We start from the raw sequence: 14,236 nt of genomic DNA, 5'->3' as shown, positions 1-14,236 counted from the left end.
CAGCCGGCCGTGCACGCCCGCGCCGGCCTCGTACCAGCGCCGGGCGGGGCCGTCGGGCTTGAGCCGCTGCCGGGCCAGCCCGGCCTGGATCACCGAAAGCGTCGGGGTGAGCGCGGTGCCCTGCGCCGCCATGCGCGGCAGCAGCGCCGGGTCCAGGCACATGCCGTGCTCCAGCGAGTCCACGCCGGCCTCGACCGCGACCACGCCGCCGTCCGGGTGCTGCGAGTGCGCCGCGAGGCGCCCGCCCACCGCGTGCACCCGGTCGACGGCCTCGCGCAGCACCTCCACCGGCATGACCTCGTCGCCGACCATCCAGTCGACCACGACCTTCGCCCACCCGGTCCGGGCCGCCTGCCCGGCCGCGACCGCGGGCAGGTCGGCGTGGTCCGGCCGGCGGCCCCAGCCGGTGAAGAACTGGCCCTGCTGCGCGATCCACGGGCCGGCGTGCACCGCCCGCGGGCTGTCGTCCGCGAGACCGAACCAGCCGGGCGGCTCACCCGCGAGGCCGGGCGCGCGGATGAGTGCCACGCCCGACGCCAGGTGCGCCTGGAGATCCTCGCGCAGGACGCCGAGATCGAGCGGCCGGCCGATCTCCTCCGCGCCCGGGTGGGTGTGCGCGTCGACCAGCCCGGGCAGCAGCCAGCCCTCGGCCACCAGTTCGGCGCCGGCGACCGGGTCGGTGGTCCACCGGTCCCCGTCGGCGTAGAGGTCGACCGTCTCGCCCTCGGGAAGGGCCACTCCGCGAACCCGCAGAACCGTCATCGCGCCACCCCGCATCCGATGCCGTCGACAGTCCATCGTCGACATGTCCATCGACGCTATCCGACGGGAGGACCGCCCACCGCCCCGCCGCCGAGGGTAGCCGCGTCGTTGCGCCCCGTTCCTATCCTGAGGTCCCGCGACACCGGCCTCAGGAAGGCAACCGGCGATGGCGCAAACCAGAAGGCGTTCCCGTCCCCACCTACTGGCAGGCTCGCACGTCGACCCCCCTCGGCCACCGCAGGCTCCGGCGGCGTCCGCACCCGAGGCGGTCGCGGGGATCAGCACCCGGGAGCTGGTGGCGGTCGGCTCGGCGCTGCTGATCCTGCTGTTCCTCATCAAGATCTACGGAGTCGGCCGGTACTCGCTGACGACGACCACCGCGCTGCTCGCCGCGACGCCGACGCAGGTCGCGCTCGGCACCGTGACCATCTACGCCTACTACATCCTGCCGGCCGTGGCCCTCGGCACGGCCTGGTTCGCGATCCGCTTCCGGGCCCGCGTCCAGCCCGCGCTGTGGCCGCTGATCGCGATCGTCGTCGTGGTGACCGCGCTCGCGTCGCCGTACAAATATCTCGTCCTGGCCATCGCCGTCGTGCTCGCGGCGCTCTTCGTCGAGCTGCTCATCCGGCGCTACCGGCGCAGGTGGGCCCCGTCGACCGACCAGCGCCTGATCCGCAGGCGGCAGGCGCTCGCCGGCTGGCAGGGCCAGTCGGTCCTCTACCTGGGCGCGGCCGCGCTGGCGTTCCAGTTCCTGCACAGCCTGGACGCGCCGTGGGTCTCCGCGCAGGCCTTCCTGCTCAACTCGGCGGCGGTGCCGGCGACGCAGCAGATGACGGTGGACCGCAACCGTCTCCGGGTGGTTCCGGAGAGCCTGTTCATCGGCTACCCGATCGCCGAGACCGACGAGTGGGTGACGGTGCTGCACGCCGAGACCCGGTACGTCATGCGGATACCGCAGTCCGCGATCGACACCCGGCTCACCTGCCACTACGAGGACGACCAGCTGGCCGGCGACCAGCCGCTGCTGGAGGCGCTGAAGGGCAACGAGTACAACTCGCCCAACCTCGACTGCCGCAAGGTGCTGCAGTACCTCGCCGTGAAGACCCCCGGGCAGCCGCTGCCGACCTGGAACCGGTGAGTCCGCGGTCCGGCGGCGCGCCCCGGCGTCATCGCGCGCCCGGCGACCTACAGTGATCCAGATGTCCAACTGGCCGACGAGCTCAGCCCATCACCGCTGGCTGGACCAGCACACCCGCGACCTGCTGGCCTTCGGCCGCCGGACCACCGATCCCGAGGGCGGCGCGCGCTGGCTCGACGGCGCCGGCCGGATCGAGCCCGGCCGCCCGGTGTCCACATTGATCAGCAGCCGGATGGCGCACGTGTACGGCATCGGCGCGCTGCTCGGCGTACCCGGGTCGGCGCCGATCGCGCGGCAGGCCCTGCGCGGGCTGACCGGCCGGCTGCGCGACCCCGAGCACGGCGGCTGGTTCCCCGCCGCCGACGACCACACGGTCAAGGCCTGCTACGACCACGCGTTCGTGCTGCTCGCCGCCGCGACCACGACCCAGGCCGGGGTGCCGGGCGCGGCGGACCTGCTCGCCGAGGCCGAGCGGGTCTTCCTGCACCGGTTCTGGGACGAGGACGCCGGCCGCTGCGCCGACAGCTGGGACGCGGGCTTCACCACGCTGGACGGCTACCGCGGCATCAACGGCAACATGCACGCCGTCGAGGCGATGCTGACGACCGCGGGGGTCACCGGCGACCGGCAGTGGCTGACCCGGGCGAACCGGGTGTGCCGGTTCGTCGCCGACACCGCCGCGGCGCACGACTGGCGGATCCCCGAGCACTACGACGAGTCCTGGCGTCCGCTGCCCGAGTTCCACCGCGACCAGCCCGACCACCCCTTCAAGCCGTACGGTGCGACGGTCGGCCACGGCCTCGAGTGGTCGCGGCTGTTCCTGCACGCGGAGGCCGCCCAGCCGCCCGGCTCGGCGCCGTGGCTCGCGGAGGCCGCCACCGCCCTGTTCGACCGCGCGGTCGCCGACGGCTGGGCCGTCGACGGCAACGACGGCTTCGTCTACACCACCGACTGGTCGGGCTCCCCCGTGGTCCGCGACCGCATGCACTGGGTGGCGACCGAGGCGATCAGCGCCGCGGCGGCGATGCACCGGCGCTTCGGCACCGCGCAGTACGCCGACTGGTACCGCGCCTGGTGGGACTACTCGGCGACGTACCTGCTGGACCACGAGCGGGGCTCGTGGTTCCACCAGTTGAATGCCGAGAACGTGCCGACGGAATCGGTGTGGCCCGGCAAGCCGGACCTGTACCACGCGCTGCAGGCGACGCTGACCGCCCGGCTGCCGCTCTACCCGATGCTGGCCCCGGCGGTCGCCGCCGGTCTGGACTAGGACGCCGACGGACCTCGATCGTTGCTGGATTTCCCCGGCTGGAGGGTCGGCGGGAGCGCGGGTCCGGCCTGTTCGCCGTCGAGGTTCGCGCCACCGGGCGGCGGGGTCCTCGCGCTGATCACCGCCCTGCTCACCGCGATCCCGCGCCGCGGTTGAACGCCGCGATCCGCCCGGGCAGCTCGGCCAGCGAGGCGATCCGCATCGTCGCCGGCCGGTGCGCGTCCGGGTCGTCCCGCTGGATGATCGCCCACGGGCCCCGGACGATCAACGCCGCCCGGAAGCCCGCCGCGATCGCGGGGCGGATGTCGTTGTCCAGCCGGTCACCGACGTACAGGATCTCCTCCGGCCGGTGCGGCGTCTCCCTCGCGACCGCCTGGAAGAAGGCGGCGTCCGGCTTCGACACACCCCAGTCGTCCGACGTCGCGATCATGTCGGCCGGCAGGTCCATCGAGCGGAGCAGCGCCCCGGCCCGCCCCGGCTGGTTGCCGACGATCCCCACCCAGAGTCCGGCCGCCCGCAGGGCGCCCAACGCCGGCCGCACGTCCGGGTAGAGGTCGTCCTCCCCGAACCGGTCCGCCCGGCCGGCCGCCTCCCGCTTCGTCTGCTCCTCGGCCAGATCGAAGCCGGGCCGGAACACCTGGAAGACCTCGCGGTGGTCCCCGCCCCGCGCCAGCACCGCGCCGAACACCGCCGAGAACGTGTGGCGTGGCACCCCGAGCCAGTCCGCCCAGGCGCCGAACACCCTCGTCTCGTCGACCAGGCACTCACCCACGTCGAACACCACGGCACGGATCACGAGGCGAGCCTAGTCAGCCTCGGAGAGCTGGGCGCGCCTCGACAGCAGGATCGCCAGGCCGTCGAGGAGGGTCTGCAGGCCGAGTTCGAAGATCTTGTCGAGGTCGAGGTCGTAGCCCCGGCCGTCGAACGCCGTCATGAGCGCGGCGAAGCCCGGATAGCGGCCGGACGCGGCTAGGGCGCCGAGGGCCGGCCCGTGCAGATCCATCCACTGGTCCTCGGACAGTCCCGTCGTCGCCTGCGCCTGTGCCTCCCGCTCGAGCTGCACGGCCAGGCCTTGGATGTGGCTGTAGAGCATCACCTGCAGGTCGAGGCGCATGGTGGCGTCGAGGTCGAACCCGTCGAGGGCGAGGTACATCTGCTCGCCGTGCCGGAGCAGGTTGCGCAGCGGCAGCGGCCGGGTCAGCGGGGTGACCTGTGCCAGCCACGGATGCCGCCGGAACAGCGCCCACAGGGTGCGCGAGGCGCGCTCCAGCAGCGGCCGCCAGCCGTCCGGCAACGGCCCGGGATAGTCGAGCTCACCGAACGCCGCGTCGGCCATGAACACGACGAGCTCGTCCTTGCTGGCCACATGCCGGTACGTGGACATGGTGGCCACGCCGAGCCTGGCCGCGACGCCGCGCATCGACAGGGCGTCGAGCCCTTCCGCGTCGGCGATCTCGGTGGCGACGCGGACGACCCGCTCGCGGGTCAGCTCCCGCTCGGCCGAGCGCGACGCGCGCCCGGCTCGCGTTACCGCGCCGGGCGCGGTGGGCGTGGTGGTGCCCGTGCCGCTCACCGGCGTGACCACGGTGCCCGAGCGTGGGCGGGCCTGCAGCACCCCCTCCCGGCACAGCACCGTCATGGCCTTGGTCGCGGTCGCCAGGGCCACGTCCCAGTTTCTGGCCAGGCGCCGGGTCGACGGCACGCGGTCGCCCGGCGCGAGCCGGCCGTCGGCGATCTGCTCGCGGATGTCATTGGCGATCCGCTGGTACGGCGCAAGCTCCACCGGCGCTCCTCTGATCTATGCAGGTGCTCGTCTCCGGCGCCGGTGTCGCCGGCCCCGCGCTCGCCTACTGGCTGCGGCGACACGGCGCCACCCCGACGGTCGTGGAACGGTCCCCCGCGCCCCGCCCCGGCGGCCAGGCCGTCGACGTGCGCGGCGCGGCGCTCATCGTGGTCGAGCGGATGGGCCTGCTCGACCCCGCCGGTTCGATCTCGTCGTCGGCGCCGACGGCCTGCACTCCAACGTCCGGCGGCTCGCGTTCGGCGAGGAGGCCCGGTTCGTCCGGCACCTCGGCATGTACGTCGCCGTCTTCACCGCCGACAACGTGCTCGGCCTCGACAACTGGCAGGTCTGGCTGCGCAACGACACCGCGGGTGCGGGCGTCTACACCGCCCGCGACAATGCCGAACTGCGGGTCAACGTGGGCTTCATGTCCGGGCCGCTCGACTACGACCGCGGCGACCTCCACGCCCAGCGCACACTCGTCGCCGACCGCGTGGCGGGGCTCGGCTGGGAGATTCCGCGCCTGCTCACGGCGATGTGGCACGCCACCGACTTCTACTTCGACGCGATGGCACAGATCGCCATGGACACCTGGTCACGGGGCCGGGTCACGCTGCTCGCCGACGCCGGGTACTGCGCCTCGCCGATGTCGGGCCAGGGCACCAGCCTCGCCCTGGTCGGCGCGTACGTGCTCGCCGAGGAACTCGCCCGCGGCATCGAGGGCGCGTTCGCCCGCTACGAGGCACGGATGCGCCCGTTCGCCGAGCTCAATCAGGCCCTCGCCACCGAGAACCCCGGATTCCCCGCCGCGGAGGAGTCGATCGAACGCGCCGAGCACGCCATCAGGCTCTGACGCTGTCGTGCGCCTCCTCGGCCGGCAGGCTGCCGGTCCGGCGGCGGGTGCCGAGGATGAAGACCACCCCGCCCAGCGCGGCCGTCACCCCGCAGAGCAGGAGCGTCGTCCGATAGCCGAGATGCTCGACCGCCAGGCCGGCCAGGATGCCGGAGACCAGCAGCCCGGCCGTGCACGCGTTGGCGAAGAGCGTCGTCGCGCGGCCGGTCTCCGGGGCGAGCAGGTCCTGGAAGTAGCGGATGCCCGCCGCGGCGACGATCGCGATCCCCACGCCCCGGAAGCCCTGCCCGATCAGCAGCATCGGCATGCCCGAGGACACGACCGTCAGGGCGTAGTAGAAGACGAAGGCGGCGAATCCGCCGAGGATCAGCGCCCGCTGACCGACCCGGGCGGGCAGGACGGTCAGCCCCAGCGTCGCCACCACCTCGACGGCGGCGCAGACGCTGAACAGCACGCCGATGGACGCGGGCTGCTGATGCAGGCCCCGCGTGACGAACAGCGGCAGCGCCAGGCCGCCCGCGAACATCGCCGTGAAGAACAGGGTGACGCTCACGGTGAGCAGCACGGGTGTTCCGCCCGGCGCCGCGTTCACCACCGCGTCGGGCGGCCCGGGCCGCGGCACCAGCAGGACGGTCAGCGCGGAGGCGAGAAACACCGCGGCGGCCGTCCACATCAGCCAGGAATAGCCGCCCCGGGACAGCACCAGCGCACCCAGCAACGGCCCGACGGCCCACGCCAGCGACCAGGCGGAGCGCAGCACCGGCGCGGAACGCTGCCCGGCGGCACCCTCGCCGAGCACGGCGCGGGCCAGGGCGAACAGCTGCGGAAAGGCCGCGCCCATCGCCCCGAGCACCGTCGCCGCCATCAGGAGCAACACCAGGAAGCTCGAAACCCCCGGCAGCAGCACATAGCCCGCCGAGCCCAGGAGGATCACGGCGATCCCGTACGCCCGGGTGGGCCGGCGGTCGAACAGCCGCCCCAGCCACCAGCCGATCGCGATCCCGCCGAGGGCGAACACCGACGCCCAGACCCCGAGTTGCAGCGGCGTCAGACCGACCACGTCGGCGCCGAAGAGCACAATGTAGGAATTGACCATCGAGTCCGCGATACCGAGCAGCAGGACGGCGGCGAACAGCGCGACGAAGGGCATCTGATCTTCGTACCGGTCGCAGCGCTACGGCGATACCGATTAAACCACCTGGGCCTTGCGGGCGATCAGCTGAACCTGCGGGAACTGCCGGCGGTCGGTGGGCTGAGGCTCGACGACCAACCGGGCCACCTCGGCCGGCCCGGACTCGCGCAGCAACGCGACGAGGTGATCGGGCCACCACCGGTAGGCCGGCGCGACGGTGTGATCGAAGACCTGCGTCGGGTGAGCCGGGCCATCGGTCGCCGAGAAGCAGATCAAGAGGTGGCCGCCCGGCGCCAGCACCCGGCCGAACTCCGCCAGGATGGCGGGAACCTCCGGCGGCGGGGTGTGGATGATGGACCACCGCGAGAGCACTCCGGCCAGTTCCCCGTCGGCGATGTCCAGCGCGGCCATCGCCCCCTCGTCGAACCGCACGCCCGGAAAGGCCTGCCGGGCCAGCTTGATCATCACTGGGGAGGCGTCGACACCGAACGCCGCCAGGCCGAGCCCCTCCAGGTACGCGGTGACATGGCCCGGCCCGCACCCGAGGTCCGCGACCCGGCCGCCACCACCCGCCTTCACGAACCCGGCGAAGGCGCCCAGGATGGCGATGTCCAGCGGGCTGTCGTGCGGCGTGTCGCGGAACATCTGCGCATAGGTTTCGGCAATGGCGTCGTAGGCGTCGCGGGTGGCACCGAGGGCATCGTGGTCGACCATGGCCGCGACAGTACTGTCCACGGAGCCGGCCCCGCCGCCCCGCCGGCGAATTGCGGTAGCACCTTGAGCATCCGTCGATGAGACTGTGCGACGGACCGGTGGCAGAGCCGGGTTGTCGCGACGCCGGCGGTCGAGGCCGGGCACGCCCGGACACCTGAATTCACCACTTGCGGCTCTTTGATACAGAGGTATTCATGAGTGGCTTCCGTCCTGATCCGGACTGGGCGAGAGCCCAACGCGGTCAACCTCTTTGGCCCGTCTGGCGCTCGGTGATCGTTGCGGCTGCTGCAGGTGTTCTCGTGTTCGCGGCGTCGGTCACGTTGATGTGGCTCGTCATGGATCGCCCAGCCACAACCACCACCCGGCTGGGGGCGGCCGAGCAACTCGATCTCGTCCGCATCGGTTTGATCATGACCGGTGGTATCGGTGGCTTGGTCGCGCTGGTCGTCGCATACCGGAAACAGCGCGTAGCCGAGCGGTCCGACGGGCGCGATGAGATCGCGCTCCGCGAAGCGAACTACAAGCTGTTCAACGAGCTTTTCCACAACACCAGCCTGCTTCTGGGGAATCCCTCTGCAGCGGTACGGCTCGCCGGTGTCTACGGGATGGCCGAGCTCGCGGATGGCTGGCCGGCATTTCGGCGCCTGTGCGTTGATGTGTTGCACGCCTACCTCCGGACCCCTGTGGTCGGCGATACCGACGCCAAGCTGGCCGAGCAGGAGGTTCGTGAGTCCCTGCTGAAACTCCTGGAGACCCGTAGCGAGGGTTCGGCGGGCGTCGACACCCGCCCTTCCCTGGGCGGCGCCGAGCGGGATGGGACGCAAGCGCAAGGGGGCATGGGCCTGCCTGCGCGGGTGAGGTCCGTCCGGCAGGGTGCAGGTGCGAGCGGAGAGGTCGGCACGTCGTCAGCGTCGTCGGCCTGAACGCACAAGGCGATGCCCCGGCAAGCCGGCCGATATCCGGATCCGAGCGCTCCCCACTTTATCGGTACGAATCGATATGATCTGTCGATGGTCCCCCTGAAGCCCTTCGTCCTGCCCGTTCATTCTCGCGCTCCCGAACGCCATGACTCGTTCGACCTTTACCTGCCGGACGACATCGTGCGGCCACTGCCGGCGGTGGTGTTCGTGCACGGCGGGCCGCTTCCGGCCGACGTGCGACCCGGTCCGCGCGACTGGCCGGTCTTCCAGGGTTACGGTTCGCTGATTGCCGCTCGTGGCGTGGTGGGTGCGGTTGTCGGTCACCGGTTGCACAGCCCGGACGCCTTCGCTGTCGCCGCCGCCGATGTGGAGGCCGCGGTCGAGTCGCTGCGCGGCGATGCCCGGGTGGATGAGGAACGGCTGGCGTTGTGGTTCTTCTCCGGCGGTGGACTGCTTGCGGCGGACTGGTTGCGCGAGCCGCCTTCCTGGTTGCGGGCGCTGGCGTTGAGCTATCCGCTGCTCGCACCGCTTCCAGGATGGCAGGTCGACGCGCGGTTTGATCCGATCGGGGCACTGGCGGGCACCGGGGATCTGCCGATCGTGCTCACCCGGGTGGGCCTCGAAAATCCGGTGATCGCCGATGCGGTGGAGGTGTTCGTGAATGCGGCCTCGAAGGCGCGCCTGGAGATCGTGGACGTGCCCGAGGGCCGGCACAGCTTCGACATGCTGGACGATGATGATGCGTCACGGACGGCGATCGTCCGGGCAGCCGACCTGGTGACTGCGGCGCTGGCCTGACCGGCGGATCGGGTCGCCATCGGGGCGGTCTCAGGCGTATCGCTCGATGAGCGCGTTGCCGATCGAGGCCAGGTGGTCTCGCACACCCGGAGGGCCGGTCACCTCGATCCATTCGACCAGTCCGGCAAGCTCGCCGGCGAGTATGCCTTCGTTGCTGCCGCGGATCACGACCTCGATGCGGCCGTCGGCCGTGGAACCTCCCACCTCGAGCCGATCGCCGAACCCCATCCGGAGCACGCCTATCCCGTGGGGCACGCATACCGCCCGGGCCTCGAGGGGTGTTCGTTTGCGGTCGACCTCGTCCGCGATCGCACGCCAGCTCTCGCCGAGGTCGAAGCCCTCGGGCCGGTGCACGGGATCGCCGGTCGGGTCGACGGACGACACGCGGTCGATCCGGAAGGTCCGCCGACCGGCCTCGGTGCTGGAGACGAGGTACCACGACGGGCCCTTGGCGACGATGCCCAGCGGGTGGACGGTTCGCTCGGTTTCGGTGTGTTCGCGGTCGACATAGCCGAGCCGGACCTGGACGCCGCGGATCACCGCGTCCTGGAGCTCGTCGAGGAAGCGGGGCCGTCGGGGCTCGATCCGGCTCGAGCCCCATCGTTGCGGGTCCAGGACCAGCGACGACGCCGCCGCCTCGGCCTGCACCCGGAACGGCTCCGGCAGGGCATGGACGAGCTTGCGCAGCGCCGCTTTCACGACCGGCGTGACGGACGAGGCAGGGCCGGCGACAAGGAACAGGGCGCGGGCCTCACTCGCGGTCAACCCGGACAGGTCGGTGCGGGCTCCGCCCACGAGGCGCCAGCCGCCGCGCCGGCCCTGCACGGAGTACACCGGCACGCCGGCCATGCCCAGGGCGTCGAGGTCGCGGCGGGCGGTGCGCTCGGAGATCTCCAGCTCCCGGGCGACCTCCGCTGCGGTCACCTGCTCGCGATGTTGCAGCAGAAGGAGGATGGCCATCAACCGGTCGGCTCGCACTCCGGCAACACTTACACCAAAACCGGTCAGGAGGTGACCGGTATCGGTCAGCATGATGCCGGCATGACACTCGATTTTCCCGAGCCCACCCGCATTTCGGTCAACGGTGTGCAACTCGAAGTCTTCGAAGCCGGCCGGCGGAACGCCGGGAACCCCATCGTGCTCTGTCACGGCTGGCCGGAGCACGCCTTCTCCTGGCGCCATCAGGTGCCCGCTCTTGCGGCCGCGGGCTACCACGTCATCGTCCCGAACCAGCGGGGTTACGGCAACTCGTCCCGCCCGACCGAAGTCACCGACTACGACATCGCCCACCTGTCGGGTGACCTCGTCGCACTGCTCGATCACTATGGATACGAGGACGCCACGTTCGTCGGCCATGATTGGGGTGCGGCCGTCGTCTGGGGCCTGACCCTGTTGCACCCAGACCGGGTCGGCAAGGTGATCAACCTGAGCCTGCCGTACCTCGAGCGCGGAGAAGTGCCCTGGATCGAGGGCATGGAAGCCGTGCTCGGCGGCGACTTCTACTTCGTTCACTTCAACCGGCAGCCGGGCGTCGCGGACGCCGTGTTCGAGCAGAACACGTTCCAGTTCCTGCGGAACCTGTACCGGAAGAACCTGCCCCTCGCGGAGCCTCAGCCGGGCAGTGCGTTGATTGACCTCGCCCAAGCGGAAGCCCCACTCGGTGACCCCGTCATGAGTGACAGTGAACTGGCTGTCTTCGTCTCCGCCTTCGCCTCAACAGGGTTCACGGGCGGAATCAACTGGTATCGGAACCTGGACCGCAACTGGCGCCTGCTGGCGGACGTGGACCCGATCATCCGGCAGCCCACCCTCATGATCTACGGCGATCGCGACACGGTCGCGAGGGCTGAAAGGCTGACGGAATTCGTGCCGAATGTGGAGGTGGCCAGTCTGGACTGCGGTCATTGGATCCAGCAGGAGATGCCGGAGGAAACGACCGCGGCGATTCTGAAGTGGCTGGACCAGCGGGATGCCGCCTGAGGCACACTGACCTGGCCGGGCAGCGGTCCTGCCACCAGAGGACAAGCCAGGCGTCTGGAGGCGGCCGTGACATCTCGCCTCCGTGGATCGGGAGCGGCCGCCCGCTTACGTGCCGGTTCCGGTATCGCATGTCCGACGCCGAGGGAGCGGCCAGGTCTCGGGCCATGGCCACCGCGATCGGGCAGCGGCTTGCCGAACAGGGGTGGTCGCCAGAATCGGCATGACGTACTCGTACGTCGTAGTTCCTGGTGGGGCGTCGGGTGTGTGCTTTCATGGCGGGTGGACGCTCCGGAGCGGGCGGAGCGGTTCGACGTAACGATGTCCCTCGGCGGGGTGCCCGCCGAGGGACCGGACAACAGCGCGCAGGGTCACCTGCTGACGCGCAAGCCGGCGGCGACGGCCAGCACCGAGACCAGCGCGCAGGCGGGCATCACCCAGACCGGCACGGTCAGCTCCGGATTCAGTGCGGCCGGGATCCAGTCACCGGTCGTGTAGGCGACGTACGGGTTCGGGTTCGAGGTCTTGTAGATCATGACGTGCCAGGTCGCCCGGTAGGCCTCGACGACGGGCACGGAGGCCGCGGCGATCGCCGTGACGGTGAGGACCGCCGACGTGCGCCCGCGGCGGGGCCGGGCGGCCAGGGCCGCGGCGAGCAGCCAGCCGGCGAGCAGCCCCAGCACCAGCCCGGTGATGGTGAGCGGGCGTACGGCGGCGGTGTGCTCGGCCCAGATGTCGAACCCCTGTGCGGCCCGGCCGTCGGCCTGCGTGTTGCTGGATCCAGCCAGCACGAGGCCGTCCTTGGCCGCGCGGAAGGTGACCGTCCGCGCCGGAATCGTGGTCCATGGGACGGTGGTGAAGTCGGTGACGAACCGGCTGTCGCTCTCGGTGAGCGAGGTGACGTGCCAGCCGGCTGCGGCGAGAGCGTCCCGGATCCGCTGCGGCGAGTACGAGTTCTGCCCGTTGGCGCCCGCGCTGACGGCCGGGCCGCTCATCGCCGTGCTCCACGGCTCGATGCTGGTGCCCCCCATCCCGGAGAGGTCCTCGGACAAGCCGCGGATCTGCTGCTGGGACGGCAGGTCGGTAGCGGTCTGCCAGCCGGTCCAGGTGCCGGCGACCGCTCCGGCCGCGCCCAGCGCCAGCGCGGCCAGCGCCGCGCCGAGCAGGGCGAGCGGACGCCGCCACGGCACGCGGAACCGCTGGCGCAGGCCGCACAGGACGAGGTCCAGCTTCTCGCGGCGGCCGGGCCGGCGCCCGTCCTCGGCCATCTCCAGCAGGAGGGTGATGATCTCGGTGCCGTAGCGGCGGCGGTACGCGGCGGGATAGGCCCACAGAAGTCGCCGGTGAGACATCAGGCCACCCCGAAGGCGGGACGCAGGTGGCGCAGCCGGGACTCGGCGGCGTCAGCGTGCCGGCGCAGCCGCTCGGCCTGGGCGGACAGGGCGGTGATCCCGGAGTCGGTGAGCCGGTAGTAGCGCCGCAGCCGGCCGTCCACGGCCTCCTCGCGGTCGACGACGATGAGTTCCTGGCCGGCGAGCCGGTCCAGGGCGCCGTAGAGGGTGCCGGGCCGCAGCACGACGTCACCGGCGGACAGCGTCTCGACGGCGCGGACGATGCCGTAGCCGTGGCTGGGCTCGGCCGCCAGAGCGGTGAGGATCAAGAAGGTAGCTTCCTGCATGGCACGAGACGCTACGTGCCACGACATATAACGTCAAGCGTAGTATCGACCCGCACCCGGCGGGTTCAGGCGGTCAGGTTGGCCAGTTCGGTGGCGGCCAGCAGGAAGCCGCCCACCCCGAAGTCGGCTGTCGAGTTCGTGGTGACCGGCTGGCTGGACTCGGGGGCGTAGCCCACGCCCTGGACGTAGCCGAGGAAGCCGTCCGCGTGCACCGACGTGGCGACCATTCCGTTCCAGGCCCGGGCCACCACCGGCAGGTAGGTCGCCCGGTCGATGATGCCGGCGCGGATGCCGTACGCGAGCCCGAAGGCGAAGAACGCGGTGCCGCTCGTCTCCGGGCCGCCGAAGTGGGCCGGGTCGATCAGGTTCACGTTGAAGAGCCCGTCCGCGCGCTGGGCCTTCGCCAGCGAGCGCGCCAGCCCCTGGATGTTGTAGCGGAACTCGGGCCAGCGCGTACCCAGGCCGGGGTCGAGGGCGAGGATCTTGGCGTGCGCGGCCAGCGCCCACCCGTTGCCCCGGGACCAGAAGACCGGCCTGCCGGCGGGCGAGCGGGCCGCCTTGGCGCCCTCGTCGCGCCACCACAGCTCGTTGGTGTAGTCGTAGAGCACCCGGGTCCGCTTGGTGTGGGTGTAGAGCGCGAACATCTTCCGCAGGTACGCGTCCTCGCCGGTCTGCCCGGCCACCCGCACGAACACCGGCATCGCCATGTGCAGCGCGTCGACCCACCACCAGTCGTCCACCTTGGCCGGCTGGCTCGTGCTGTGCGCCATCCGGCGGATCGACTCGTTGATCGCCGCGATCTTCGACGCCGCCGGCGCGATGTCGTTGAGGTCGTAGTAGACCTGCCCGGCGGCGTGGTCGTCCGCGTGCCGCGTGGCCACGCCGTTGTTGATCGCGTAGTTGTTCTGCTCCGCCCACCGCTGGGTGTAGGCCAGGTACCGCGCCTCGCCGGTGGTCCGGTAGAGGGCCATGTTGCCGCTGAAGTAGGTCGCCCGCGCCCACTGGTTGTCACCCGGGTCGCCGTGCGCGCCGATCCACTGGTCGTTGACCCTCCGCGCGACCGCGAGCACGTCCGCCCGTGGCGGCAGGACCGAGGCCGGTGGCGCCGCGCCGGCCGGCGCGGCGCCGGTGAGGGCACCTGTCGCCGGCAGGATCGTCGCGCCGGCGACACCGGCCAGCAGATGACGACGGCTGATCTCGCCCACGAGCCA

Annotated in this window: 15 protein-coding genes; 6 read left to right on the top strand and 9 right to left on the bottom strand. The window is 71.5% G+C overall.

The annotated features are described in order from the left end of the window. The coding region (locus AB0F10_RS27085; RefSeq protein WP_360630765.1) for an amidohydrolase at positions 1-762 on the bottom strand (762 nt) is incomplete at its 3' end. A 166-nt stretch (positions 763-928) separates the two neighbouring features. On the opposite strand from AB0F10_RS27085, the gene AB0F10_RS27080 reads away from it, so the two are divergent. Then, a complete protein-coding gene (locus tag AB0F10_RS27080; RefSeq protein ID WP_360630762.1) occupies positions 929-1,900 on the top strand; it encodes a hypothetical protein in 972 nt (323 codons plus the stop codon). 61 nt (positions 1,901-1,961) lie between these two features. Then, a complete protein-coding gene (locus AB0F10_RS27075) occupies positions 1,962-3,170 on the top strand; it encodes an AGE family epimerase/isomerase (protein ID WP_360630759.1) in 1,209 nt (402 codons plus the stop codon). A gap of 130 nt (positions 3,171-3,300) precedes the next feature. Here AB0F10_RS27075 and AB0F10_RS27070 read toward each other — a convergent pair whose 3' ends face one another. Together AB0F10_RS27070 and AB0F10_RS27065 are read right to left on the bottom strand one after the other, a co-directional pair. After that, a complete protein-coding gene (locus AB0F10_RS27070) occupies positions 3,301-3,966 on the bottom strand; it encodes an HAD family hydrolase (RefSeq protein WP_360630756.1) in 666 nt (221 codons plus the stop codon). Positions 3,967-3,975: 9 nt separating this feature from the next. Further along, positions 3,976-4,953 carry a GntR family transcriptional regulator gene (locus AB0F10_RS27065; protein WP_360630754.1) on the bottom strand — a complete coding sequence of 326 codons (978 nt, stop codon included), beginning with the start codon at positions 4,951-4,953 and terminating at the stop codon, positions 3,976-3,978. Here AB0F10_RS27065 and AB0F10_RS27060 point away from each other — a divergent pair. Then, a complete protein-coding gene (locus AB0F10_RS27060; protein ID WP_360630751.1) occupies positions 4,916-5,806 on the top strand; it encodes an FAD-dependent monooxygenase in 891 nt (296 codons plus the stop codon). The genes AB0F10_RS27065 and AB0F10_RS27060 overlap by 38 nt on opposite strands. On the opposite strand, the gene AB0F10_RS27055 is transcribed toward AB0F10_RS27060, so the two are convergent. Both AB0F10_RS27055 and AB0F10_RS27050 read right to left on the bottom strand, forming a co-directional pair. Continuing rightward, positions 5,796-6,956, bottom strand: coding sequence for an MFS transporter (locus AB0F10_RS27055; protein ID WP_360630748.1), 1,161 nt, complete (start codon positions 6,954-6,956; stop codon positions 5,796-5,798). The two genes, AB0F10_RS27060 and AB0F10_RS27055, sit on opposite strands and share 11 nt — an antisense overlap. Before the next feature lie 39 nt (positions 6,957-6,995). Continuing rightward, complete coding sequence (locus tag AB0F10_RS27050) at positions 6,996-7,652, bottom strand: class I SAM-dependent methyltransferase (RefSeq protein WP_360630745.1); 657 nt, start codon at positions 7,650-7,652, stop codon at positions 6,996-6,998. 194 nt (positions 7,653-7,846) lie between these two features. On the opposite strand from AB0F10_RS27050, the gene AB0F10_RS27045 reads away from it, so the two are divergent. Further along, positions 7,847-8,575 carry a hypothetical protein gene (locus tag AB0F10_RS27045; RefSeq protein WP_360630742.1) on the top strand — a complete coding sequence of 243 codons (729 nt, stop codon included), beginning with the start codon at positions 7,847-7,849 and terminating at the stop codon, positions 8,573-8,575. 87 nt (positions 8,576-8,662) lie between these two features. Then, positions 8,663-9,370: an alpha/beta hydrolase gene (locus AB0F10_RS27040; protein WP_360630739.1), complete on the top strand. Its 708-nt coding sequence runs from the start codon at positions 8,663-8,665 to the stop codon at positions 9,368-9,370. A gap of 30 nt (positions 9,371-9,400) precedes the next feature. Here the strand turns inward: AB0F10_RS27040 and AB0F10_RS27035 are convergent, their stop codons facing one another. After that, positions 9,401-10,294 carry a WYL domain-containing protein gene (locus AB0F10_RS27035; protein ID WP_360630736.1) on the bottom strand — a complete coding sequence of 298 codons (894 nt, stop codon included), beginning with the start codon at positions 10,292-10,294 and terminating at the stop codon, positions 9,401-9,403. Between the two features lie 9 nt (positions 10,295-10,303). Between AB0F10_RS27035 and AB0F10_RS27030 the strand changes: the two genes are divergently transcribed. Continuing rightward, complete coding sequence (locus AB0F10_RS27030) at positions 10,304-11,350, top strand: alpha/beta hydrolase (protein ID WP_360630733.1); 1,047 nt, start codon at positions 10,304-10,306, stop codon at positions 11,348-11,350. Between the two features lie 368 nt (positions 11,351-11,718). On the opposite strand, the gene AB0F10_RS27025 is transcribed toward AB0F10_RS27030, so the two are convergent. From AB0F10_RS27025 to AB0F10_RS27015, 3 genes are all read right to left on the bottom strand, one after another. Then, positions 11,719-12,699: a hypothetical protein gene (locus AB0F10_RS27025; protein ID WP_360630730.1), complete on the bottom strand. Its 981-nt coding sequence runs from the start codon at positions 12,697-12,699 to the stop codon at positions 11,719-11,721. After that, complete coding sequence (locus tag AB0F10_RS27020; protein ID WP_360630727.1) at positions 12,699-13,025, bottom strand: PadR family transcriptional regulator; 327 nt, start codon at positions 13,023-13,025, stop codon at positions 12,699-12,701. The genes AB0F10_RS27025 and AB0F10_RS27020 overlap by 1 nt, the downstream gene beginning before the upstream one ends. 65 nt (positions 13,026-13,090) lie before the next feature. Next, positions 13,091-14,230: a glycoside hydrolase family 88 protein gene (locus AB0F10_RS27015; RefSeq protein ID WP_360630724.1), complete on the bottom strand. Its 1,140-nt coding sequence runs from the start codon at positions 14,228-14,230 to the stop codon at positions 13,091-13,093. Positions 14,231-14,236: the final 6 nt, after the last annotated feature.

Source organism: Actinoplanes sp. NPDC026623 (assembly GCF_040638275.1).
In the GTDB taxonomy this organism is placed as follows: Bacteria; Actinomycetota; Actinomycetes; order Mycobacteriales; family Micromonosporaceae; genus Actinoplanes.
This window is presented reverse-complemented; position numbering and strand designations above follow the sequence as displayed.

Bases quoted from the DNA above. Each gene is read 5' to 3' on its own strand.
- AB0F10_RS27080 (WP_360630762.1), top strand. From the start codon at position 929: ATGGCGCAAACCAGAAGGCGTTCCCGTCCCCACCTACTGGCAGGCTCG.
- AB0F10_RS27055 (WP_360630748.1), bottom strand. From the start codon at position 6,956: ATGCCCTTCGTCGCGCTGTTCGCCGCCGTCCTGCTGCTCGGTATCGCG.
- AB0F10_RS27045 (WP_360630742.1), top strand. From the start codon at position 7,847: ATGAGTGGCTTCCGTCCTGATCCGGACTGGGCGAGAGCCCAACGCGGT.
- AB0F10_RS27050 (WP_360630745.1), bottom strand. From the start codon at position 7,652: ATGGTCGACCACGATGCCCTCGGTGCCACCCGCGACGCCTACGACGCC.
- AB0F10_RS27040 (WP_360630739.1), top strand. From the start codon at position 8,663: ATGGTCCCCCTGAAGCCCTTCGTCCTGCCCGTTCATTCTCGCGCTCCC.
- AB0F10_RS27020 (WP_360630727.1), bottom strand. From the start codon at position 13,025: ATGCAGGAAGCTACCTTCTTGATCCTCACCGCTCTGGCGGCCGAGCCC.
- AB0F10_RS27060 (WP_360630751.1), top strand. From the start codon at position 4,916: ATGTCATTGGCGATCCGCTGGTACGGCGCAAGCTCCACCGGCGCTCCT.
- AB0F10_RS27030 (WP_360630733.1), top strand. From the start codon at position 10,304: ATGTTGCAGCAGAAGGAGGATGGCCATCAACCGGTCGGCTCGCACTCC.
- AB0F10_RS27075 (WP_360630759.1), top strand. From the start codon at position 1,962: ATGTCCAACTGGCCGACGAGCTCAGCCCATCACCGCTGGCTGGACCAG.
- AB0F10_RS27025 (WP_360630730.1), bottom strand. From the start codon at position 12,699: ATGTCTCACCGGCGACTTCTGTGGGCCTATCCCGCCGCGTACCGCCGC.